This window comes from Shewanella sp. Isolate7 (assembly GCF_022398425.1).
Lineage (GTDB): Bacteria > Pseudomonadota > Gammaproteobacteria > Enterobacterales > Shewanellaceae > Shewanella.
The window spans coordinates 12,915-34,675 of sequence record NZ_JAKEVJ010000044.1; the positions used below are offsets into that span (position 1 = coordinate 12,915).

Annotated in this window: 31 protein-coding genes, 2 tRNA genes, 1 other RNA gene and 1 pseudogene; 4 read left to right on the forward strand and 31 right to left on the reverse strand. The window is 51.9% G+C overall.

The window, feature by feature from the left end; genetic code table 11:
• Positions 1–10 precede the first annotated feature (10 nt).
• From L1D47_RS12500 to L1D47_RS12635, 28 genes are all read right to left on the reverse strand, one after another.
• Complete coding sequence (locus tag L1D47_RS12500; protein ID WP_239885241.1) at positions 11–463, reverse strand: phage virion morphogenesis protein; 453 nt, start codon at positions 461–463, stop codon at positions 11–13.
• A complete protein-coding gene (locus L1D47_RS12505; RefSeq protein ID WP_239885244.1) occupies positions 460–1,776 on the reverse strand; it encodes a phage minor head protein in 1,317 nt (438 codons plus the stop codon). Before L1D47_RS12505 ends, L1D47_RS12500 begins: the two co-directional genes overlap by 4 nt.
• Positions 1,769–3,340, reverse strand: a complete 1,572-nt coding sequence (locus L1D47_RS12510; RefSeq protein WP_239885246.1) for a DUF935 domain-containing protein — start codon at positions 3,338–3,340, stop codon at positions 1,769–1,771. Before L1D47_RS12510 ends, L1D47_RS12505 begins: the two co-directional genes overlap by 8 nt.
• The gene (locus L1D47_RS12515) at positions 3,340–4,980 is read right to left on the reverse strand and encodes a hypothetical protein (protein ID WP_239885248.1); all 1,641 of its coding nucleotides are present in this window, start codon (positions 4,978–4,980) and stop codon (positions 3,340–3,342) included. Before L1D47_RS12515 ends, L1D47_RS12510 begins: the two co-directional genes overlap by 1 nt.
• Complete coding sequence (locus tag L1D47_RS12520) at positions 4,980–5,555, reverse strand: DUF3486 family protein (RefSeq protein ID WP_239885250.1); 576 nt, start codon at positions 5,553–5,555, stop codon at positions 4,980–4,982. The genes L1D47_RS12515 and L1D47_RS12520 overlap by 1 nt, the downstream gene beginning before the upstream one ends.
• Positions 5,545–5,820 (reverse strand): hypothetical protein, encoded by a 276-nt coding sequence (locus L1D47_RS12525; protein WP_239885252.1) that lies wholly within the window; start codon positions 5,818–5,820, stop codon positions 5,545–5,547. The genes L1D47_RS12520 and L1D47_RS12525 overlap by 11 nt, the downstream gene beginning before the upstream one ends.
• A gap of 2 nt (positions 5,821–5,822) precedes the next feature.
• Positions 5,823–6,119: an ArsR family transcriptional regulator gene (locus L1D47_RS12530; protein ID WP_239885255.1), complete on the reverse strand. Its 297-nt coding sequence runs from the start codon at positions 6,117–6,119 to the stop codon at positions 5,823–5,825.
• Entirely contained in the window at positions 6,119–6,448 is a 330-nt protein-coding gene (locus L1D47_RS12535) for a DUF2730 family protein (protein ID WP_239885257.1), read from the reverse strand. Before L1D47_RS12535 ends, L1D47_RS12530 begins: the two co-directional genes overlap by 1 nt.
• On the reverse strand, positions 6,441–6,662 hold the full coding sequence (locus tag L1D47_RS12540; RefSeq protein WP_239885304.1) for a TraR/DksA C4-type zinc finger protein: 222 nt from the start codon (positions 6,660–6,662) through the stop codon (positions 6,441–6,443). Before L1D47_RS12540 ends, L1D47_RS12535 begins: the two co-directional genes overlap by 8 nt.
• Before the next feature lie 5 nt (positions 6,663–6,667).
• A complete protein-coding gene (locus L1D47_RS12545) occupies positions 6,668–7,225 on the reverse strand; it encodes a hypothetical protein (protein WP_239885259.1) in 558 nt (185 codons plus the stop codon).
• Entirely contained in the window at positions 7,222–7,515 is a 294-nt protein-coding gene (locus tag L1D47_RS12550) for a hypothetical protein (RefSeq protein WP_239885261.1), read from the reverse strand. The genes L1D47_RS12545 and L1D47_RS12550 overlap by 4 nt, the downstream gene beginning before the upstream one ends.
• Positions 7,515–8,024, reverse strand: coding sequence for a glycoside hydrolase family protein (locus tag L1D47_RS12555; protein WP_239885264.1), 510 nt, complete (start codon positions 8,022–8,024; stop codon positions 7,515–7,517). Before L1D47_RS12555 ends, L1D47_RS12550 begins: the two co-directional genes overlap by 1 nt.
• An 86-nt stretch (positions 8,025–8,110) precedes the next feature.
• Complete coding sequence (locus L1D47_RS12560; RefSeq protein ID WP_239885266.1) at positions 8,111–8,668, reverse strand: hypothetical protein; 558 nt, start codon at positions 8,666–8,668, stop codon at positions 8,111–8,113.
• A gap of 57 nt (positions 8,669–8,725) precedes the next feature.
• Positions 8,726–9,184, reverse strand: coding sequence for a Mor transcription activator family protein (locus L1D47_RS12565; protein ID WP_239885268.1), 459 nt, complete (start codon positions 9,182–9,184; stop codon positions 8,726–8,728).
• On the reverse strand, positions 9,181–9,675 hold the full coding sequence (locus L1D47_RS12570; protein ID WP_239885270.1) for a hypothetical protein: 495 nt from the start codon (positions 9,673–9,675) through the stop codon (positions 9,181–9,183). Before L1D47_RS12570 ends, L1D47_RS12565 begins: the two co-directional genes overlap by 4 nt.
• Positions 9,672–10,307 carry a regulatory protein GemA gene (locus L1D47_RS12575; protein WP_239885273.1) on the reverse strand — a complete coding sequence of 212 codons (636 nt, stop codon included), beginning with the start codon at positions 10,305–10,307 and terminating at the stop codon, positions 9,672–9,674. Before L1D47_RS12575 ends, L1D47_RS12570 begins: the two co-directional genes overlap by 4 nt.
• Complete coding sequence (locus L1D47_RS12580; protein ID WP_239885276.1) at positions 10,297–10,509, reverse strand: hypothetical protein; 213 nt, start codon at positions 10,507–10,509, stop codon at positions 10,297–10,299. The genes L1D47_RS12575 and L1D47_RS12580 overlap by 11 nt, the downstream gene beginning before the upstream one ends.
• Positions 10,499–10,744 (reverse strand): hypothetical protein, encoded by a 246-nt coding sequence (locus tag L1D47_RS12585; protein WP_239885278.1) that lies wholly within the window; start codon positions 10,742–10,744, stop codon positions 10,499–10,501. Before L1D47_RS12585 ends, L1D47_RS12580 begins: the two co-directional genes overlap by 11 nt.
• 8 nt (positions 10,745–10,752) lie before the next feature.
• An RNA gene (locus L1D47_RS12590) (hammerhead ribozyme type II) lies at positions 10,753–10,826 on the reverse strand.
• Positions 10,825–11,121 (reverse strand): hypothetical protein, encoded by a 297-nt coding sequence (locus L1D47_RS12595; RefSeq protein WP_239885280.1) that lies wholly within the window; start codon positions 11,119–11,121, stop codon positions 10,825–10,827. The genes L1D47_RS12590 and L1D47_RS12595 overlap by 2 nt, the downstream gene beginning before the upstream one ends.
• Positions 11,121–11,345: an ANR family transcriptional regulator gene (locus L1D47_RS12600; protein ID WP_239885282.1), complete on the reverse strand. Its 225-nt coding sequence runs from the start codon at positions 11,343–11,345 to the stop codon at positions 11,121–11,123. Before L1D47_RS12600 ends, L1D47_RS12595 begins: the two co-directional genes overlap by 1 nt.
• 29 nt (positions 11,346–11,374) lie before the next feature.
• Positions 11,375–11,989, reverse strand: a complete 615-nt coding sequence (locus L1D47_RS12605) for a DUF3164 family protein (RefSeq protein ID WP_239885284.1) — start codon at positions 11,987–11,989, stop codon at positions 11,375–11,377.
• 5 nt (positions 11,990–11,994) lie between these two features.
• Complete coding sequence (locus tag L1D47_RS12610) at positions 11,995–12,213, reverse strand: hypothetical protein (RefSeq protein WP_239885285.1); 219 nt, start codon at positions 12,211–12,213, stop codon at positions 11,995–11,997.
• Positions 12,210–12,701 carry a helix-turn-helix transcriptional regulator gene (locus L1D47_RS12615; RefSeq protein WP_239885287.1) on the reverse strand — a complete coding sequence of 164 codons (492 nt, stop codon included), beginning with the start codon at positions 12,699–12,701 and terminating at the stop codon, positions 12,210–12,212. The genes L1D47_RS12610 and L1D47_RS12615 overlap by 4 nt, the downstream gene beginning before the upstream one ends.
• Positions 12,688–13,116 (reverse strand): hypothetical protein, encoded by a 429-nt coding sequence (locus L1D47_RS12620; RefSeq protein WP_239885288.1) that lies wholly within the window; start codon positions 13,114–13,116, stop codon positions 12,688–12,690. Before L1D47_RS12620 ends, L1D47_RS12615 begins: the two co-directional genes overlap by 14 nt.
• 195 nt (positions 13,117–13,311) lie before the next feature.
• Positions 13,312–14,031 (reverse strand): ATP-binding protein, encoded by a 720-nt coding sequence (locus L1D47_RS12625; protein WP_239885291.1) that lies wholly within the window; start codon positions 14,029–14,031, stop codon positions 13,312–13,314.
• Positions 14,032–14,087: 56 nt separating this feature from the next.
• Positions 14,088–15,998: a DDE-type integrase/transposase/recombinase gene (locus L1D47_RS12630; protein ID WP_239885293.1), complete on the reverse strand. Its 1,911-nt coding sequence runs from the start codon at positions 15,996–15,998 to the stop codon at positions 14,088–14,090.
• Positions 15,999–16,239: 241 nt separating this feature from the next.
• On the reverse strand, positions 16,240–16,467 hold the full coding sequence (locus L1D47_RS12635; RefSeq protein ID WP_239885294.1) for a hypothetical protein: 228 nt from the start codon (positions 16,465–16,467) through the stop codon (positions 16,240–16,242).
• Positions 16,468–16,555: 88 nt separating this feature from the next.
• Here L1D47_RS12635 and L1D47_RS12640 point away from each other — a divergent pair, with 88 nt between their 5' ends.
• Complete coding sequence (locus L1D47_RS12640; protein ID WP_239885297.1) at positions 16,556–17,377, forward strand: helix-turn-helix transcriptional regulator; 822 nt, start codon at positions 16,556–16,558, stop codon at positions 17,375–17,377.
• Positions 17,378–17,641: 264 nt separating this feature from the next.
• Here L1D47_RS12640 and L1D47_RS12645 read toward each other — a convergent pair whose 3' ends face one another.
• The gene (locus tag L1D47_RS12645; RefSeq protein ID WP_239885299.1) at positions 17,642–18,217 is read right to left on the reverse strand and encodes a YceI family protein; all 576 of its coding nucleotides are present in this window, start codon (positions 18,215–18,217) and stop codon (positions 17,642–17,644) included.
• Positions 18,214–18,768, reverse strand: a complete 555-nt coding sequence (locus tag L1D47_RS12650) for a cytochrome b (RefSeq protein WP_239885301.1) — start codon at positions 18,766–18,768, stop codon at positions 18,214–18,216. Before L1D47_RS12650 ends, L1D47_RS12645 begins: the two co-directional genes overlap by 4 nt.
• 375 nt (positions 18,769–19,143) lie before the next feature.
• On the opposite strand from L1D47_RS12650, the gene L1D47_RS12655 reads away from it, so the two are divergent.
• Both L1D47_RS12655 and L1D47_RS12660 read left to right on the forward strand, forming a co-directional pair.
• A tRNA-Phe gene (locus L1D47_RS12655) sits at positions 19,144–19,219 on the forward strand.
• 7 nt (positions 19,220–19,226) lie between these two features.
• A tRNA-Thr gene (locus tag L1D47_RS12660) sits at positions 19,227–19,302 on the forward strand.
• Between the two features lie 376 nt (positions 19,303–19,678).
• On the opposite strand, the gene L1D47_RS12665 is transcribed toward L1D47_RS12660, so the two are convergent.
• On the reverse strand, positions 19,679–20,977 hold the full coding sequence (locus tag L1D47_RS12665; RefSeq protein ID WP_239885302.1) for a sugar MFS transporter: 1,299 nt from the start codon (positions 20,975–20,977) through the stop codon (positions 19,679–19,681).
• Positions 20,978–21,380: 403 nt separating this feature from the next.
• Here L1D47_RS12665 and L1D47_RS12670 point away from each other — a divergent pair.
• Positions 21,381–21,761, forward strand: a pseudogene (locus L1D47_RS12670) (transposase); the annotation flags it as partial.

The window sequence follows — 21,761 nt, forward strand, 5'->3', positions numbered from 1 at the left end:
CGGCAGGGTGTTATAGAAGATAGCTGCCCATGACCTCCAGCACCGACTGTTCATCCTCTGATGATAATCCCATGTGGGGACGGGCAGGTATAGCCGCTGGGCCAGCTGGCATATCGTCGGTACCACCAAAATGATGGATGGCGGCATAGATCTTGTTGCTGCCCACCTCGGCCCAAAAGTCGCCGCTGTCGGCACTATAGCTAGCGGCCAAACCACCAGCACTGGCCTGCAACATCTTACCGCCTGCCCGTTTAGGGTTGGCCTTGAGATAGTTATCACTCAGGCTAGGCCATGGCTGCCCCGTTACAGGGTCGGCCTCGGCTTCGAACGCCCCCTCAGTTGCTGACTCTAAGATAGCAGCGATATCGTTCATCGGCTCACTCAGATCGTCAAACTTATCCAGCAGCTCCCCCATCACCTGGGTCATGGATAGCGAATCGAAGATAATATCTACCTTGCTCATGTTTCACCACCAGGTGTCAGCTGGCCCTCAAGCAGCTCATAGTCTTGCAGCTGAGTTAATGGCCGTTTAACTGCCGCACCAAGTGCCCCCGCAGACTTGTCGTTCCAGGTCATGTTGATAACCACCTTCACCGCCTCATCGGCTTGATCAGGGTAGACATATAACAACGTGTTGTTATATGCGTCCCATAGCACGGCTTCAGGCGTTGCCATCATGGTCGGCAAGGCGCGGTATTGTTCACGACTTAGCACCTGTTCTCCCTTGGCCAGCAGCGCCTGTTCGCCTATAGCGAGCAAGGCGCTAGGCTCTCTGCCTATGCGAGCGGCCACAGCCTGGTGAATTGAAGGCGTCATAAACCCAAGCGCCTGCTGGGTATTGCCCGGCCGCGTTACCGCGTTACCTTTGCTCAACACCTCATCTGCCCACTGCTCATACTGTGCCAGCCTTAACGGGCTATTATTGAGCACCTGGATAAACTGGGCGCGGGTGTCGATAGCTTCCACCTGCCCCAGCTTCTTGGCCACGGCGACATCGGTACCGAACGCGGCCTCACCTGGACTATAGGCCCAGCCGATATCTGGACTCATGCTACTGCCATCGGGCAGATCAATTCTGGCGTGAGAAACGCTAAGCACCTCGCCGGTACCTTTGGCCACCGTCTCGGTGTCGAAATAATGGATGTACTGCCCGCCCTGCTCCACAGTTAAACCCATCGCCTTAACCTGGGCCTCGGTGAGCGCCCTGACACGACAGCGACAGCCCCAGCCGTTTGGCGGATAGATGATGTCCCAGATGGGATCATCAAAACGAAAGACACGCCCACGCAAGCGCGCATGGGCGGGCCGCGTCTGGCCGTCATCGATGGCCACGTACTGCCAATAGGGATGGGTCTTGGTGCGCGACAGCATACGCCGATAGCGCCCTGCCATGTAAGCTGTTTGCAGGTTCTGACTGTAGATAGTGTTAAGCCTGTATGGACTGCCCAGCTGCACCTCACGGCCATCGACTTCTTGCTTGCCCCACCAGCCCAACTTCTGCAGCTGGGGGGTGAGGTTTGCCTGAAACTGCTTGCCGGTTAAGCCTTTGCTGATGGCCGCGTCTAACTCTGTGCGGATAGCGGTCAACACATCCATCTCAGTCGCCTTGGCCACAGTAAAGGCTTTGGCGTGGGCGCGTGTCCAGACGTCTTGCCAGTCGTCGCTGATGGCATAGCCTTTCGATCGCAGATAGGCCACGGCATCCTTTGGGGCTTTGGCGATGGCGATACTGAGATCAATCTGCCCTGACTGGTTAGGCACCTGTATATTAGGCATTAGCCATGCCCCACAGTTCGGCGACAAACATCAAACGTGCCAGCATCTCGGTGAGCTGCTCACTATCCATGCCTGGGTAGTCTTGCTCCATCTGCGCGCGCAGCTGCTCTGGCTCCTGATTAAGTTGGCCGATGAAGGGTTCCACCATAGCCATATACTGCTCGCTCATCTTGCCCTGGGTTAAAGCGTCGATTGCCTCATCCAAGGCTTGCTGGCTTGGCGTTGACGGCGTTGGGCTCCCCGCTCTGGCAGCAAGCGCCGCCAGCGCAGTCTGCTGCGCGTTAGGTTCGTCCTGAACAATCTTCAACACCGCTTCACCATTGGCAGGCTTAGGGATGCGGGTTTTTTCATGTAGCCAATCTTGGGGGATCTGCATCCCCATGCTGACGAACGCCCGCAGCGGGTACGCCAGATCACGTAGGTCTTGCGCCTCTGTAGTATCAAACACCAGGCGCGGATAGCGGCGGTGGCTTTGATAGCTCTTACAGTTAAGGGCGTAAAGGGGAAAGATAAGATCACGGCTAAGCGTTTCTGCCAGCAGCCCCAAATCGGCGTCACGCAGCTCCTGGCGCACATCGTTGTGTACGTTACCCAGCGCATTGGTGGAGCTTTTGCCGTCGGCCTGTGAGGTCAGGGTGCCGCCCAAGATCACCTTGCTCATGGTCTTCTCCGCCCAAGTCATCATCAACTCGAACGGGTCGGCCTGTCCCTGGGCGGCGCTGTGAAAATCCATCACCATGCCTTTAGGCATGATGCCACCGGCATTATGGCCGATGCTCATCACCGCATTGAGCAAGGCGCGCTTCTCATCGTCACTGGCGCCGCTTGGATATTGACCGATGCGTAGCGGCAAGCCATAGATCTCTAGGAACTCGGCCAAATCGCGTACGCTGTAATTCTTGAAGATAAAGGGCCAGATCAACTGGCGCACCAAACCGCTGCGGCTCAGGTACCCAGACTTGGCTGGGTGCAAGTGCTTAATCCAGCCAAAGGCCCACAGCTCGGCCCCCTCATGGCTGGCGTCACGCAGGCGCAGCTCATTGCGACGTTCTGAATGGGTTTGGAACCAGGACGGATCACGATACTCTGGCGACTCAACAAACCACTCACCCAGCTCACGAGTCCACTTTAACTCATGCATGCTAAAGCCCTTTAGGATCGCATCGGCCATCGACTTAATCAGCGATGTTATCCAGTTGCCTTCCTCTATCATCTGCTGCAGATATTCGGTGTCGGCCTTTTCTTGCTCGCTTGGGTTGCTTGGTGGTACCAGGTAATAATCGACCCCCATCAAGGCGCGCTTCCGCTTATCCAGCTCGGCATACAGGTGGCCATCCTTCTCCTCGATATCTTCGGCCAGTTCGCACTGGGCAATGAGATCACCTTGCTCTGCCGAGATTAAGATCTCGGCGGCGCTGGCTGGGGTTAGTCCACTTGATGGATGGCTGCTAAAGGTACGATGTAGGCCGATGAGGCGCACATCGTCGGTTTGTAATTCCTTGGCGTCGCGCTGCTTAAATGGGCGACCACTGGCGTCGACTATCACAGATTGTTTCTCTTGCATTACCAGCAACCTCGCTGCATTTGTTGATAATCATCGTCGTCATAGGCCATGGCCCTAGCGTTAGGATTTCGATGATCCGCTTTAGGAATAGGGGTGAATTCGATGGGGGCGCCATCGAGCGTTGAGGCATAGACCATCAGGAACAAGCTGATCGCTGCATCGCCGTGGCGCTCTTTGTCTTTGCCTGTTCTCACATCTGGCAAACATGGGGTGCCACGGTTGTTGATGGTGAGCGCCCGCAAATCTGTGCCTGTGTCATCATCCCTTGGAATAGTGAGTAAGCCATCTTCAAAGTGGCTTTTAAACCTGGGCATGTGTTCACGATAAAAGCTTTCAGAAAGCATGACGCACTCAATGACTTCTGAGCCATATCTGTCCTGGGCGTACTCGGCAAGGGCTTGACCGTTGCCTCGGCCATCCATAGCGCCGCCTCGTAGCCTTGGCAATCTATCTACTATGTAAAACAAGATTTGCTCTTGCTGCCTAAAGGGAATATTTTTCAGCTCAACCTGCAGCTTGGTGGTGATGTGAAGGTCTTGTGCCAGTTCGCCCACATCGATTACGGTTAAGTCACCAGAGCGTGCAAAGTCTTCACCAAACACATGGGGGCGGCTTGGGTCTAAGCTATCCAAATGCGGCTTAAGTTCCTTCTCACACCACTCAAGAATTTCGGCGGCGCGTAGGTTCTCTGGCCATTGGCCAAAGTCATCTTTTTTCGCTAGTTGAATAACAGGGCCACTTTCGCTAATGCTGGCCATACGGGATTCTACTAAGGCGCGGCTTAAGTAACTGCCACCGCCCGACTTAGGCACGCAGCCATATTCTTCCAGGGCATCCTCTTCAGTGGCCGTGCCTTTGAGCAGGCCCGCCTTCCACTCGTCCTCTGCTTGCTGGCTCCACTCAATTCCTCGCACCTGGCAGATACGCTGGTATAAGCCCTCGGCACAGGCGTCATCTAAGGTGATGCGATGGATCGAGTAGTCCTTTTTGCCCGCTCGGGAATCATTAATCAGCTCGTTGAATAGGTTATCGATGCCGTTATGGGTAGATATGAGGCGCACCTTTGCGCCCCACATGGTCAGTGCCAAGGCCGCCTTGAGCACTTCGGCTAAGCGATCATGGAACGCTGCCTCATCGATGGTGACATTCCCTTGCATACCCCGCAGATTGGACGGGTTTGATGAAAGCGCCTGGATCTTAAAGCCAGAGGCAAAGTAAATGGCGAAGGTAAGGATCTCTTTACCGTCTTGGCCATCATCGACAAACACCTCTTCCTGGATGTCGCCTGCGGCCTTGTCGAATACCTTAGCCCACATGGCTGCAGCGTCGATAAACTCACGCGCCATCTCCTTGTTGCTGCCCACATAGAAGTGATTGGTACCACCCTGACCACGGGCGGTACTAGCAGTTAACGAAGCATCGGCAGCTTCGGCCCAGGTTAAGCCAGTACGGCGTGACTTTTCGGCGATCTTTAGCGGTGACTCATCGGCTATCCAGCGCTTCTGGTACCCAAGCAGCACTTCTTTAGGATCAAACTGGCGTAGACAACTTGCCTCATATTCAGGATCAAAACCGCTACCTGAACCCAGGGCAAGCGCAACGCCAAGTACTGCCGATTTAACCGTGGTCTTAATAGACATCAAGCTATCCCCAAGATCTCATTTTTAAGCTGAGCCACAGTTGCTTTGGTTAAACCTGCAGACTTGGCTACCTTCTCTGCCGCATTCGCCGCCTCTTCGGCAAACAGTTTGCGGATCTCTTTCTCGCGCTTATGGCTGGCCATGGCCGCACTCTCCAGACGCTGCACCGCTAACATGGCGTCTTTAATCATGCCAACGTCTGCCGCTTCACCATCCTCGTTTAACAGGGCTTTAAACAGCTGTGAACGGGCCATCTCTAATATCAGCTTGGTCACTTCGCCGGTGGGCTTGTCGCCCAGCTCTGCCGTCCACACCTGGGTGATCTCTCGCATCTCGCGCAGGCTCTTGCCCACGGCTTCCATCTTGGTGGCGTAACGGTTGATCCCCGCACGGGACAGCTGCTGCGCTTCGGGTAGCCCAGCAGCTTTAATAAGCGCATTGACCTCTTCTAGCAGTTCGGCCTGAGTGATAGAGCCATCACGCAGACCGCTATCTAAACGCTTGCGAATATCATCTGGCAGTAGATCGACCTTAGAGCGACGGCCACGGGTGGGGGTGTCTGGTTTACTTGTCATGGCTCCCCCTTGCAGAACTCTGCTCAAGTTGCCTACTTAGAACATTTTGCGCCTTGGCAATTGCCTTTCTCAGCTCCCTTTCAGCTTGCGCGGTCTTGGGGTCTTGGCGGAAGTACACCTTGGTGAAGTCGCCATCTTTGAAAGGCATACCCTCCTTGAGTGCCGACGGCTTTATAACTTTCTGCTCCATATCCCCCACAACCAAAGCTACGGCCACATGGTAGATGGCAGTTTTCTGTGCGGCGGTTAACGGTTTAACGGCCATAGCTACTCCCCAGCCCGAGGGCGCTTGATGCCTGGAACCACGGCGCGGCCTGTTGCCACATCTTCGCCGCGACTGGTCAGCACCGCCTTTTGCGTAGCGCCCAGCTTTTCAAGGCGAATCAGCCCTTGCTCTTGCAACCAGGCTAACTGAGTGCGCAGGCCATCACGGCTGATATCCAGGCCGTATGCAATCAGCCCATCTTGCAAGATGGACTCATTTAAATCGAAGCCTGGCACCTCTGCCAGCAGGCGCAGAATCACCAGCCGCTGGTGCTCTTTCATGATGTCTTGTAATGCCATTAGTCGTTCCTTAATTCGTTTTCCAGTAGCAGATCCGTTTTGCGCTCAAGGCGACTGATACCCTCTTGCGTGGCGTTAATGGTCTCAGCTAGGCCGCTTAGGGTTTTATCTAGGCGGTGTACTTCTTCCTTGGTGGGCAGATGCTTCATATCGGCTTTCACCTGGGTCATCTGCTGATCTAAATGACCCACCCGCTCATGCAGTTGGTTGTGTTCTTTGCGTGGGGTAAAGCGCATGTGGAACCAGGCGAACAAGCCGACAAACGCCAGATAGGCCAGCGCTGACAGCCATTTAAAGTTGGCGTTGATAAACTCGAATGCATTAGCCATGGCGGCCTCCGTTTCGCTCCTTGATGCTTTGGCAGCTAGCGCAGCGCACCGCATTAGGCAATACTTCTAGGCGTTGTGTTGAAATGTCGCAGCCACAGCTTAAGCAATAACGCACGCCATCAATCTCGTCGGGTACCTCTGTCACTTCCTGACGTGCTTTAGCAATCGCGTCATCACGAAAGCGCTGCTCTAAATCACTGGCACGGTCGAACATATCGCTCACTTAGCGGCTCCTTGCTTAAATTGATTCATCATCTGGTTTTTATCCTGGCTACCTTTAGATGAGCCAAACCAGAAGTTGAGGATCTGTGGGATCGCGGCGGTCAGCACCCCGATAACGGTACCTAGCATGCCAAACAGAAGCGGGTTAATTTGCTCACCTTCTGCAAAATTAACCGCGTAGTAAGCCAGTAAGCCTGTGATCACAAAGTACCCAATAACAAACAGCCCTGAGAGAATGATTTGCGGCCAACTATTTTGTTTAAACAGATCTCTGGCATTGGCTCTATCTTGATATTCAAGATCTTGCTCTTTGATATCTAACTCTTTGAGCTGCACCTTAAGATTTGCATCGACCTGACGCAGCGCAATCAGCTGCTCTGGTGTGGCATTCTTAATCTGCTTGGCCAGTTCCTCTGGCTCGGTTTCATCGCTACCCAGTGCCAGCTGAACAGCAGAGATCGCCAAGGCCGCATAGGGGCCGCCAATGATCTTGCCCGCCAGCGGCGCGATAGCACCGATGGTCTTACCTAGATCGAAATCATCAAACCAACTCATGATTGTCTTCCTCTCTCTAATTGCGCTGACTGTCGCTGCTTGGCGCGAAGAATGTGCATCTCGGTAACGGCCTGCCAGCCGATGTTAAAGTAGTATTGTCTGGTTGAATGGCGGCTATAGAGCCTTGGCTGCTCGGGCACCTCCCCCGCCAGCTCGGCTTTTAAACGGTCGTTAAAGCCATCCTTGGCACACTGGCGGTAAACACGATTACGAATGCGCTTAGGCTGAATTGGAGCAATGGGCGAGTTATTAACCGCACTGCGCACCTGGCTATGATTGATAAACGCCACTACCAACGCCCCTGAGCGAGTACGTCAGCATGTCGTTGAGCACGCTGAGGCGTCTGAGTTGCCCAGCGACTATCGAGTGCATGTAACCAGGCATCTTCCCAACGACCATCGGCCAAGGCGATTAATGTATTGGAAAATCGAGCCAGGCCATCGAGTCCCATCTGATAGGCCATGCTGATGAGTACGGTTTGGCGGGCTAAATTACAGTTGCCAAAGGCAGCTGCTATTTTGGGATGGGTCGCGACCTGACCAATGAGCAGCGCCACATTAAACGCCAGCCATTTGTGAGCCACAGATTTAGGCAGACTAAATTGGTATAGCGTCAAGTCGGCATTCTTTGGCCCAATTCGCTGGCCATACCCCACAGTGGGAAAGCCTTCACTACACAGGTATGGTCTTGCTTTATAGCTTTCTTCGTCGATCAGCAGATTAATCACGGCATCGACTAAACCAGGGTGAACTAGGCTTTCGCCAGCCTCTTGCGTGTGTAAATCATCGTAATGAGACATAAAAAAACCGAGACAGTGAACGTAATGTCATTGTCTCGGCTTATGGGGTTGGGTCGGATTGGAAAGGTTTCGGGATTAAAACGGGGTTATAGCTGGATGTTTCTAACGTCGAGATCCCCGACCAAATCTGTGTTATTCATCTCGATAATGGCTGACATACCGTGGCCAGCGTTGACCACCTTTAGCCACTGATAACTTTCATCGATAAAGGCCAGCTGCCTCTTGGCCCTGCCCATAATCACAACACTGTCAAAGCGGGGCACCTTAAAGGCGAACTCCCCCTCCTTGCTGGTTGTTAGCGTCTCTATTGCTGGTATATCGATGCCGTTTAATAACGTCTTGGTTTCGCATGCCACAATGCGCTCATAGGACTCTTTGGCATTGTCTTTGTCTGGGCCGTTAAGGAGATAGGCCCGTTCAACTTCGGCTTTGTCTGGCAGGGCCACACAATGCTCGTTAACATAATTTTGCTTCTCATACAGCGCAGCACGGAAGGCTTTCAATGGGTAGACTTTCAGCTCAGTCATCGGCATAGGAACAACCGCCGATGAGTTGGTGACAACATAAAGAGAGCCTTTAACAGTCACAGGAACAAACGCATAGACCAATAGTAAAATAAACAGGGCCGCAAGGATCTTTTTCATATCACTTCCTTTTAATGATGAAGCTCGCGCACCTATCATACAGCTAATTACTCAAACTCAAAACAGACCGCGCTGCCGACGCGCTAGAAAGGCGCGGCGCTGTTCCTCCACTATCTGGCTGATCCGCCGTTCGCTCAGGCCATGAATGCGGCTCAGCGCTTCTAGGTTATTGCCTTTAAAGTCTCGCCAGATGCGAATATCTCTAAGGGCCACCTTAAGACGTTCGCCACTGGGGATGTAGATGTCACGCCCGCCCAGGTAGCTGCCGATAGCGGTGGCCAGCAGCTCGGCCAGCACGTCGGCATCGTCCACCTTGCGATTGACCAGGGCGGTGCGTATCACCTCGCACAATGACTGCAGATTAGCGGGCCAACGACGCAGGTATTCGGCGCGCTCATCGTCATCCAGGCTCGCCAGTGTGGCCAGCGCCTGCTCAAGTTCTGCAGCGTTATCACCTAGCAGCTCCAGCTGATCGCCGCTAGCGGTTAAGGATTGGGTTATGGATTGATTGCTCATTGCTTGTCCTTTCGAAAACCATCCAAAAATTTCTGGTGTCTTGCCTGACTTTCGGCCAGCGACTCTGGTCGGCTATAACTCTTAATCTCCAGCGACGGCTTGGCTTTGCCTTGCACTGGTTGAGGGGCCACGATAACCGCGCCATCAGAGATACCTTGCAGCACCTTCTTGAGATAGTTGTGGTTGGTCAGGCTGCGGCGCTGACCTGTCTGGCGCGCCTCTCGCAGCTTTTGCACCGTATCTTCCAGCGCCGCCCGTAACCAATCACGGTTAGAGGTCAAGGCTAACGCCTCTGTGGCTAACTTGAGCGCCCGCTTCCAGCTTAGGTCTGACTTCTCAGGCCGAAACAGCCCCATGTAACTGACCAGCGCTCTGGCTAAACCACCATCGAGAGGGGTAAGCAGTGCCAGCAGTTCGCGGGCGGCTTCATCTTGTACTAGTGCATCTAGGTGCAGTGTGCTGTGGCAAACATGGCAACGGCCTAACTTCATTGATTAACACCCTCACCTTGTCTCTGCGCCCGCGTTTCATACTGTTCGACGATTGCATCATAGCCTGCTGGGCCTGTGCCCTTGTCGTTGGTGAACACCCGTTCACCACGGCTGATGATGCGTTCGATCAACACACGCTTATGCCAGTTCTTGAGGCTTTCCAGCACCCGCTCAGCTTGGTGTTCTGTTAACCAGGCAGCAGTATCGACTCCCGTGCCCCAATCTTGAATGCTGGCCTTGTGGGTCATGCGTCGCACATAGGCATCGAGCGCCGACTCGCTGTTATCCTGTATCACCATGTGCAGACCCATGGTGATCCAGATGGCGCGCATCTTGTCGATTTGTGCCACCTTGGCACTGCCAGCTGCCGGGCTTAAACGGCGTTTAGCCGACTTTTTGCCTTTTGCCGAACGCGAGTTTAAACGGGGTTTAAACCCCTTTTGCTTGAAGGCTTCTAGCGCCTGTTCCAGCTCACCTAAGGTCATCGCTCTTAACGAGTCTTTACCCGTCGCAGCTTTCAGCATGGGCCGATAAACATCATCATCTAGGCCCAGCTGCTGCTTGGCGATATTGATCAAGGTGATCAGTCTGGACTTGTGACTTTTCACATTGGCCGGTGTGTTAGTTTGCATTGCTACTCCCTCCCTTACTCTGCTGCCAGTTCGGGCAGTTTTTATTAAGCCAGTCTGTGGCCAGCTCCTTTCTGTGTTCTTGGCTAGTGCGTGGTGACGCTACCCACAACATCACATACACCAGCAGCTCCTCCTGGTGGCTTAGGCGCTTACGTCTTGGCTTTGGCTTAGGCTTAGGCTTAGGTTTAGATTTAGTTTTCATCGACCTGCTTACCTGCATCCTGGGTGATCACCAGCTGTACTTGAGTGTGTTCATAAACACCGTCAACAAATGACCCAAGCCAGATCGCATCATGGTCAATGGCAACTCGATTACCCTCTTCAAAGTCGCGCTGAAACTCCTGTAATCCCCCGAGCATTAAAGCTGCAAAGGTCGGCGACTCCTTGGCGATTTGCACCAGTAGTTCGTTATCGTATTGGCTGTCACTTAATTGCATTGCGTCCTCCTTGGCTGCTCATCAGTACCCGATCACCACATCGGGCAGACCAGCCCCAGCCCAAGCTGGGGTGGTTTCGCTTATATGGCCAACATGGTTAACGAAGGCACCTCCTTGTCCATGTTTCTCAAGGCCGTTCTGCAGGCATAGATAGCCACCTTTCGGCGCTCAGGAGTGAGGGTTTCGGTTAACTCTCGTAAGCTCACCAGCACCTCGGCGCCGACGGTAAGGCAATGCAATGGGGTACTGGCCGCCATCTCTGACATGGCTTCACGCATTTGGTGTAACTTCATGGTGAGCAACTCGCTGACCAGCAGCTTCACATGCACTCTATCCACCCCTTCAGGGCTTTGATTAAGCATCCGTTGAATAGTCATTAGGCCACCTCTCCTAGCTGCTGCGAGGCCATAGCGTTGGCATTAGCGCGAATGGCCAAACGCTCGGTTAACTCGGCTCTGTGCTCAGCCCAAAGCTGATTGCCCCTAAGCGACGCCTTGGGGGCCGCTTTACGCCAGTAATTCGTCGCGGCGCTATATGCTTTGCTGCGTTCAAGCTGGGCGGCTTCCTCTGCAAATGCTTGGTAAATTTCGTTCTCTTTCATCTTGGCTTTCCTCTTCCTTGGTGAATCAATTAAAGGCTGCTGATGTCCAACGGCAGTTGTTGGTATTTGCCATTTGGCTGGCGTTCGTACAGGCGCAGATATTGGCTAGTACCTGTAATTTGGATGGCATCGGCGATAGCCTCCATGGCGTTTTTCCAATCGTCGTCATCGATGTCGAGTTGACGCAGAGACAGCACCTGGTTGACATCGATGCGGCCCTGCTGATTAACGCGAAACGCATGTTCAACCAGCGCTTTAACACGAGAGTCACCGCCCTCGCTCCAGCGGATGATGCACTGGTCGATCAACGTCTTGGCATGCTGTATCCGTTCATCAAAAACCCGATGCTCGCCCATGGCTCTCACCAGCTGATAGCGGCCGTTAAAAGAGGTCAGCGTGACATTGCCCTTCTTCCCACCGACTGGTACGCCATATTCACCGGCAGAGAGATCAACAAAGGCTGCGATTTTGTCCATGGCTTCCAGCTTGAACTCAACCATCGACTGCCTGAGCGTCTTGGCTTTTTCGATAACTTGCATGACGGTTTCATCACGCAGTTTATCCAGGGGCTTAATTCGCTCCTCTGGCACCAAATCACCTCTGGCGTTCTCTCGATAACCGGCTGGGATTGTTCTCATATCCATCTTGTTTACTCCTCGTTCCAGCGCACTGTGGCGCCATGAAATCGCACCGCACAGCTACGTCTGCGAATGCCCCTAATGTTTTCAATAATGTCGACCGCCATGGCCTTAAACTCTTTGGTGGGACGATCAATGTGGAATACTCCACCTTTCCTGCTCAGCACCTTCATGCCTCGCAGGCGTAGCGCTGATCGAACATCAAACTTGTTCACATTTCTTTTCATCATTCACGTTCCTTCATCACGCGGTTGTACTTGATCCCTAAGTGCTTTAGCTCTGTTTTGAGTAAGGCGATCAACTCGCACTTATCATCCCCAGCCTGAATGGTTAGGCGGCGGATTGTGCCGTCGGCGTCATACTCGTTTCGGCGCCCTGCTATTCCTTGAACCTTGAAGTCCTGAACCTGATCTAACGACGAATGTTCACAACCACTGCGACAGGCTCGATACAGCTTTATGCGCAGCGGATTGCCCGTGGTTCGCGTGTTGCTTTGGTTGGCCAAGCATTCGTTTAGTCGGATCTCGCCTAACACGGGGCACATAACCGTTCTGTTAAGGTATGCCCCCTCGACTAGGCGTTGAATCCGCCCTAAGTCGCCTGGATATCGTCCATTGATCACCTGGCTAACCACGGTGCGAGAAACCCCAAGTGTTTCCGCAACCACCCGCTGCCCATGCAGCTCGGCCTGTTCGGCCATTACTTCAAGCCACTTCATGTATGCCCTCCTTTTTCAAGTTGGCATCGTGAATCCCTTCCCCCTGCCTTTTCGGTGCTATTGGGCCAGTGTCTTTAACCAGTCGATAGGTGGCGACCTTGCCCTCTCGCTCCTTATTTGGCAGGTGCTTGGGGGTGCGTATCAGTTTCACGTAGCCATGCTCCTGCAGCAGAGAGCAGTAAGTCCTGGCGGTACTCATGCTGACTTCAGCAGTCGCGACTAAATCTGGATAGGTAAAGGTTCGTAGCATCCGCATTGACTGCCACACACACTGTTGACCCGTACCGTTGCGGTGCTTAGGTCTGGTGCTTTCCCCTCTACCTCGATACACAACCCCCGATACCGCCTTGTAGCGTTTCGGTGTAAACCCGCCCTTAAATCGTTCACCTGTGCGGTAGGCCGTGGCCTTTATCATTCCCCGCTTTTTCAGGTTCTGAATGATTGTTGAGCATCCCTTCAATGGCAGCCCCAGCTCTGCTGCCAATTCGTCTCTGGTAAAGCTGGGTTGGCGCTGAATCCACATCCAAGCGCGTTTCGTTGCGTCAGTCATAACAATCCCTAAAAAGTCCCTTATCCCTTTGTGTTTAGCTCTAACGGCAGGGGATCAGGCTTATCTGCGGAACTCAAGGAACAGAGGCTGTTCACCCCAAGCATCCAAATCTACGAAGTCCAAATCGTTCGCTAGTGCGCTTCGCTCGATCTTCTCTAGCGCGGTGAGGATACGGCGCACCTCACCACCGCTACGCTTACGGATATGCTCAAGTAAGTCCTCTGCGACTTGAACACGGTCATCAAGCAGCTGGCTGGCAAACTCGTGCACATCCTCTAGATCCGCTGGCTGAAACTCGACCCACTCACTCACCCTGTTAAACAGCTGCTTACGATGGCTGATTCTGCGGGCGATCTCTTCCATGCCCACCAGGATGACTGGCAGCTCGGTGGCATCGTAAAGGTCGCGGATCGTTTCCATGATTCGAGACTGGCCGACGATGTGATCTGCTTCGTCGATAAACAACGGCAGCTGGCGTTCGTTCATGCGATTAACTATGAAGTCCACACTCTTTCGCAGGGGGTAGAGCATGTCGGCCCCAAGTTCTTCCATGATCCGAGCTATGAATGAGCTGGGGGTATCGGTGGCGTAGCAGCGCACATAGGATGCGTTTCTTGCGCCGAGTTGGTTGATGAGCCAACACATGGTGGTTGTCTTACCGAACCCTGACGGGCCGTGAACCAGTCCAATACCTGGCGTGATACTGGAGCGGCCTTGCAAGTTCTCCATCAGCTCTAGGCAAGACAACACGTTTTTAACCTCGACTATCTTATGTTTCATCGTTAAACTCCTTTTGATTGTTGTCGGCGCTATGCGCCATCAGTCAGCCGCCAAGGTCAGTTGGCGGCTTTTTTTGCTTCACTTTTCAATTGATCTAGTCGGCGTGATATCAGGCGATATTTACGACGATAATCAGCCAGCCATTGCTGCTCTCTTTCGCTTAGCTGACGTTCAATAGATGCCAGCGTTAACTCCTCGGCCTTTTCATGCTCAGTTCGCATCGCAGACGCATGGCTCTGATTAACCTTATGCGCCGCAGCCCCCACAGTGCTGGCGACTTGGCTGATGCGATTTAGATGGGCGTCACCGGCATCGGTTGATGCAGATGAGAGACTCAAGGCCGTTAGCGCAGCGTTATCTGTAGCCTCTTTCTTGGATACAAAACTGGTGAGACTACCGCGCTCTGCTGCCGCCTTGGCCAAGCCTTCTGCAGCCAAGGTGTCGATGTTGAACTTATCCTGTAACTCACGCGCAGCGCGGCGGAAACTGGATAGCACTTTCTTGTCATCTTTGCGGGCTTGACGAAATGCAGCAGGGTCGATATCGCGGCCAATTAGATCGAGGTTTACCGCCTCAACACATTGCTGCCAATCGTCCAGGGCATAGAGAGTTGCGCGACCAACATCTGCAGGATCAAGGAATACCCGCACACGCTTTCTATCCCATACACTCTCCTGCAGCTCTGGTGCTGTGTACTTAACGCTGCCTGCGCTCACGCTGCCGCGAATGACGGTAGCGTCACCGACATGATTAAGTAGCAAATCGAGTGAGTGAGGATTAGCGACAAACTGCGGCACGTAGCGGCATTGAGCGTAGACTTCAAATGGCGTCTTACCTTTTAACTCGCCTTTAAAGCCTTCGTGCGTCTGGTGCATGTAGTCGTAGTTGATCCAGTCATCGATCATCTTCTGCAGCTCTGCAGGCGTCATGGCCAGCTCTAATGCTTCGGCCTCGTTCGCGGCTTTGTTCTTGCCGCCAATGCGCTGAGCAAAGGCTTTAGCTGCTTCGATTTTTTGGCGATCACTGACGCTGTGGCCTATGTACGCTGGCAGCAGTTCAAATAGTGCCCGCGACAAGGTACCGAAAAAGCGTTCGATGAAAGGTTTTTCCCAACCAGAGAATGGGCGGGTGCGCTCTTGTCTGTAGTCGAGCAGATCAAAGATGCCGGTGACACGCTGGCTGACATAATCAGACCCGTTATCGGTGCGCGCCACGCCATCCTTTTCAAGCATGCCCCAGGTCATCATGCAGCGACGTAGCAGCAAGCAGATGCCTTCGCTGTTAGAGCTGGGGGTGATCATTACCATTGGGCGACGGGTGTAAACGTCAATAGCTGCGACTACCGCATAGCGGCGCAGTTTGCCGTTGGCGTTTAGCATCACATCTGTCGGCGTACTGTCGAACTCCCATACTTGATTGGGGCCGCTAAGCCATGGATACATGGTGCCGTATAACGGTCTGTGCGAGTTATTGTACGCATCAGGGTTAGTCAATGAGGTAAAAGCAGCGATGTTCTGCTCGTGCCAGCGGGTCATCCATCGGCGCACTGCGCCTATAGATGGGACTTCCCAGCCGAAATCAGGCGCTTTCTTTATCGCTTCGCTGCGCAGTTTTTTATACTGATCGATCAGATGCGGCTTGCCTGTAACCAAGGCGATAAGAAACTCTTGCAGCCCAGGCTGTTCATCTAACAGCAGAGGCTGAGCGCCGCCGCGAGTGTCGACAAGCCCCATTAGCCCTTTGTCTGAATAGGCTTTTCTCCAGCGATAAAGCGTTGGCACTTTGAGATCACGCTGCGCCGCCCAGGCATTAACTGCCTCGGTCTTGCGACCAGGCTTAGCAAACTGTTCGACGAAGCTATCAAGTTCGTCTAAAAGTGCTTTGCGATCTAAGGCGGTCTGCTGTTTGGCTTTGGGAAGCGTTAGAAACTGTTGCTGCAGCTCTGTCTTAAGGCCGATTTTACTCATGCTGTCCGCGTCCTATACAAGACGCGCAGCGGTGATTTCTCGGCTAGATTCTGACTTGGCAGCCAGCTGATGCAGGTGGGCCTGCGTTAGTGCTGGCAGACTGCTAATATGGTACTCAAACCCCTTACCTACAGCCTGTTTCTGACTCTTCCATGACTCAGCGTTTGCTTTATACCTAACGCCCTGTACTGTTGAAGGCATCCCAGGCAAATCCAAAAGCTGCTGAGGTGTGTACCAACTATTAATCATGATTGACCTCCAGTAAGTCGTAACCTATCGTTTTACTGAGTTCATCAATGATTCGTTTGGACAGCGTCCGCTTTGGTTTACGCTGTTCACAAGGGGCAAACGTCTGTATGCAGTCTTGAACTGTTCTCGGATTGAAGCCTTTAGAGACAGCCCACGAACGGCTCGTTAAGCCTTGCGCCCGCAGCGCTGCATGGATGTGATTGGCGTTCTCTATTTTCATGATGATTTTCCGTGTTAGTATAACTACTCGCGCATTGCGCAATTTGCCAAGTGCGCGATATAAGAACGATACGATCTAAAAAGACGCATTGCAACGTCTTTTTGTAACTTTCTTATCTCTTTTATTTGATCCGTTGATCGCAAAACAGCAAACGTCTTTTAATTCAAAGGCTTGCAAAACAAAGAAAGTGAATATGAAAAAAGAAAGCGCTCTTTCTTTTCCGTCCAAAGGGGTGGAAAGCTTTACGATACGTCTAAAAGAACTGATGGGTTATGAGAGCCTAAGATCACTTGCCTTATCTATAGACGCCTCTGAGGGTGGGTTAAGGAAGTGGTTTACTCAGGGAACCATGCCATCATTCGATAAAATGGTGCGTATAGCTCGACTATATAAGGTCAACTTGGAATGGCTTTGTACTGGCGAAGGGCCAAAGTTCCTAGGTGACCAAGATCTCGCCGAAGTAGCAGTCTGCCCTGGTGATGAGTTTGATGAAGAGTACGCTCTAGTGAACGGCTTCCATGCTCAGGTGAGCACGGGCCATGGCGCGGTCTGGGATGATGAGAAAGTCAAACGTAAGCTAGCATTTAGAACTAAGTGGCTACGCTATCGAGGATTGCAGCCTGAAAGCCTTAGAGTAGTATTTGCTAAAGGCGATTCGATGGAGCCAACGATCCACACCGGCGACTCCATACTGGTAGATGTCACCCAGACAACGCTAACTGACGGCAGCATCTTTGTCTTACGTCTTGGCGATGAGCTATACGCTAAGCGGCTGCAGAAGCATATAGACGGCAGCGTGACTATCATGAGCGATAACAAAGAGTACAAAGATCAAGTTGTCTCAGTTGAGGATCTGCCACTGCTAAAGATTGTGGGCAAAGTGGTGTGGATTGGTAAAGACGTTAAGTAATTCTCATATAGGTGGCACAGGGGTTTATCTTGGCCACCTTTTCTCATTTAGGCTCTTCAAAAAGAAACCTCGTTAAATTCGATTTAAACTCCTCTCAAACCCTCATTAAATCTAGAAATCTTCCGCCAAATTTTATTTGATCCCGTTTGATCCCGTTTTTCTCATATCACTAGACCCATTACAGAATAGTTTTTGAGTTGTTCTTAAAAAATAAAAAGCGCCCGAGGGCGCTTTTTGTGTAAGGAGCGAATATAAAAAGCTGGCCTACTGACGAATGCCTTCGACCACAAGATCTAGGGTCACATGACTCGAAGCCGGGCCGAGATCCATTTTGATATCATAGTCCTTCAGCGCAAACTCGGTTTGCCCCACGAAACCTGCGCGATAGCCACCCCAAGGGTCTTGCCCCTCACCGATAAATTTAGCATCGATTGCAACAGGCTTAGTCACGCCGTTGAGTGTCAGGTTGCCCTCGAGTACAAACTTGCCGTTACCCAGTTCTTTGACTGAGGTCGATGTAAAGCTTGCCTCTGGATGCTTAGCGACATTCAGGAAGTCAGCGCTTCTCAAGTGCTTGTCACGTTCTGCGTGGTTAGAATCCAGGCTCGCGGTATTTATCGTTACATTCACCTTGGCATCATTAATACGCTTGCTGTCGAAGCTAAAGTCTCCGGCGAACTCATTAAAGCGCCCCACCACGAAGCTGTAACCTAAGTGGCTAACCTTAAACTGTATTGACGCATGGGCGCCCTGGGTATCTATCAGATAATCGGCGGCATTTGCCCCCATAGGCAGCATGAGGGAAGCCGATATCAAGGCTGTGGCTAACGTTTTTTTCATTGTATCTCCTTAATGTTTAACATTCGTTTTAATGTGGCATCTCTGTCTAGAAGGTGGTGTTTAATCGCGCCTAAGGCGTGCAGAACCACCAACGCGATAAATCCATAGGCCAAATACTTGTGTATCCAGCCGGCGATGTCGGCCTGCTCCTCAAACAGCAGCCCTATACTCGGCAGCTCGATAAGAGAAAAGACGACTATGGGTCTGCCGTCGGCTGTGGAGATCAGGTAGCCCGAGACCAACATGCCGAGCAACATCAGATAAAGCAGGCGGTGCATCAGGCCGGCGGCCAACTTCTCCCACCTTTTATGCTCTGGCAGAGCCTTGGGGGCAGGATTTAACCAGCGCCACAGAAGACGGCACAGGGTCACCACCATGAGTAAGACGCCTATACTCTTATGGATATCCGGCGCTCGCTTATACCAGGGGCTGTAATAGGTCAGCTCGACCATCCACACACCTAAGGCGAAAAGCCCTAATACGGCTAACGCCGATAGCCAGTGCAGGCCTATGCTCACCACGCCGTAGCGGCTCTGGGTATTTTTAAACACGATTCATCCTCATTTATGACTTGGTGCCATGTTAGTTTCGATTTAGATCCATGAATATCGCGTAATTTCGCCAAAAAACATCTAAATTTTAGAAAGGATATAGAAAGACAAGCAAGTTGAGCGATCTGAAGCGGTAGAATGCCGCCTGAACGACAAACCAATAGCCAAAACCCAGATTTTAGGGGTGAACATCTATCTAAAAATCGGCATAAATGCCAAAAAGCCAGCACTTTGCACATTAACTAGCCATGTAGTTAAATTTCTCCAAAAAAGCGCTTGCAGGATAAATATCAGCGCTATATTATACGCGCACTCCAAACGGCAAGGGTCACAGAGACCTAGTTTGTAGTAGTTAACTAGACACTTAGTTTAGTTGCCCGAATAGCTCAGTCGGTAGAGCAGAGGATTGAAAATCCTCGTGTCCCTGGTTCGATTCCGGGTTCGGGCACCACAATTTAGCCGGCATAGCTCAGTTGGTAGAGCAACTGACTTGTAATCAGTAGGTCCCGAGTTCGACTCTTGGTGCCGGCACCATATAAAACAGCCTCGACAATGTCGGGGCTTTTTTATATCTGCATGATTTCACTCTTTACTTCAATTCTTTATATTCAGCTCTCTCCTCTTGCATTTAGCCGCCCTCCTCTAGCCAACGATTATCCAGCCTTCCCTGTTAACATCTTCATGGCATATGCTAGAAAGCAAAAAAGGAGCACTAGGCTCCTTTTTGATTTGATGAAATAACTAATACCAATCGTAATAAATAATTGATCATTCTAGCTTGTTAAAACGCTCGATCACTGTATTAGTATTTTTAATTGTAGAATAACTACTTATCTAAAAATCCTGCTTTGTTCTCAAGCGTTTTTCCTGCGCTATTTCTAATCACATACTTATTGTGATTGGTATAAGGCTACTTCCAGCTACGCATCTTATAACCTTTTACCGCGTAGAAGAGGATAAATAGGTAGCAAGGCAACATCACCATATAGCCGCCCTGCTGACCGAGCGAGGTAGCAGAGCTGGTTAATCCCCAAAACAGCGGTCCGAAGGCCCCGCCTGCTATGCCCATCACCAAGAGCGCCGAACCTGTGCTGGTCAGTTTGCCCATACCCGATAGCGCCAGCGGCCATACCGCGGGCCAAACGATGGCGTTGGCCAAGCCTAAGAAGGCGATCATCAATAGGGTGTCCGGTAGCATGGCACCACCGAATGGAACCAGTAAGGCATTGGCAATCGCATAGGACTCGTTGTCACCAAATAAGATCCCCAGCGTCAGTAACAAGCCCAATATCGCCGAAATCATCAAGGCCTTAGGCTGAGAGATGATACGTGGAATGGTCAGGATACCGAGCGAGTAGCCGATGACCATGCAGATCATGGTATAGGAGGTCATCACGCCATAGTTCTCGACCCCAAGAGAGAGGGCGAAGGTACCTATGGTATCGCCGGCAATCACTTCCACCGCCACATAGAAAAACAGTGCGACCACGCCCAATGCCAGATTGGGGTGAGACAGCGCCTCTCTGGTATGCCCCTTAGAGCCTTCTGCCTGATCGTCTTCAGTTTCAAGTTCGGGCAATGGCGACTTCTTCACCAGCAAGGCAAGCACGCCGATAAAGACTGCCATGCCAAGATAAGGGAATACCAGACCGTTAGCCATTTCGTCGATCTGCGCCTGAGTCAGCTCCATGCCGACTCTGTCCTTAAAGCTATCCAAAATAAGGGCGGTAAACACCAAAGGTGCGATAACACCCGCGCCCTTGTTCAGAATCCCCATGACACTCACACGAGCCGCCGCCGACTCCTCGGGACCGATTCTCACTACATAGGGGTTCACCGCCGTCTGCAGTAGGGTCTGCCCCGTGCCCATCACCAGCTGGGCAAATAGAAACAGCGCAAATATCTGTGTCTTGGCCGCAGGAATAAATAGCAGGCCGGCAATCATCATGATCCCCATGCCCATCGCCATCCCTGTCTTATAGCCCACCTTACGGATCACCCAGGCCGAGGGTAATGCGGTAAAGGTCACGGCGATATAGAAAGAGAAGAGAATAAGGGAGGCTTGAAGTGGGGTAAGTTGCAGGATCTGCTTGAGGTAGGGCATCAAGGACCCGTTTAGCCAGGTCGCAAAACCCAGAATAAAGAAGAGACCGGCAACGATCGCCATAGGGATCACGCTGCTGCGCTTACTTTCACTATTTAATGTCATTTCCATAAGCCTGTTTTCTTATAGTAATTAATCTTTGGATATCAGCATTGTGATATCGGCTTGGTACATTTACAGCTTCGGCGACAAGTAAAGCCATGGCGAATAAGGCGCCAGGTTGCTCCCTTGTTTCACCGATGTTAAAACATAAAACCCAAAAAGACAACGCTGTCATTTTGGCTTTTTAGCCTTATATAGCCTAACTCGGCGTTTTCCTTGTTAAATTATCTAGGGCCTGTTTATCTTTCGCGTTCATTTTTGCAGCATTCTGTATCGCTTTTATACAAGGCAGAGCGATTGTAATGTGGTGTGCTACATCAATGAGCGATAACTGTAGTGGCATAGTGAATTTGGCCACCTGAATAGACGAAGTGATAGACTCACTTCCAGAGAAAAGGTGGTAGAAATGAAGAACACAAGACCGACATTCAGTGCAGAGTTCAAATTAGAAGCTGCGCAGCTGGTAACGAAACAGGGATACAGCATAACTGAGGCTGCAAGCGCGATGGGCGTCAGTAATTCAGCCATGCGTAAATGRGTAAACCAGCTTCGACAGGAGCAGCAAGGCRTATCCCCCAAAGGCGCACCGCTCACCCCCGAACAACAGCGGATCCGCGAGCTGGAGAAGAAAATCCGCCGCATTGAAGAAGAGAACACCATTTTAAAAAAGGCTACGGCTCTCTTGATGTCAGACTCACTGAACAGTTCTCGTTAGTCGAGAAACTCAGGAAGAGCCATAGCGTAAAGCGGATTTGTTCAGTATTTAGTATTCACCGCAGCAGTTACA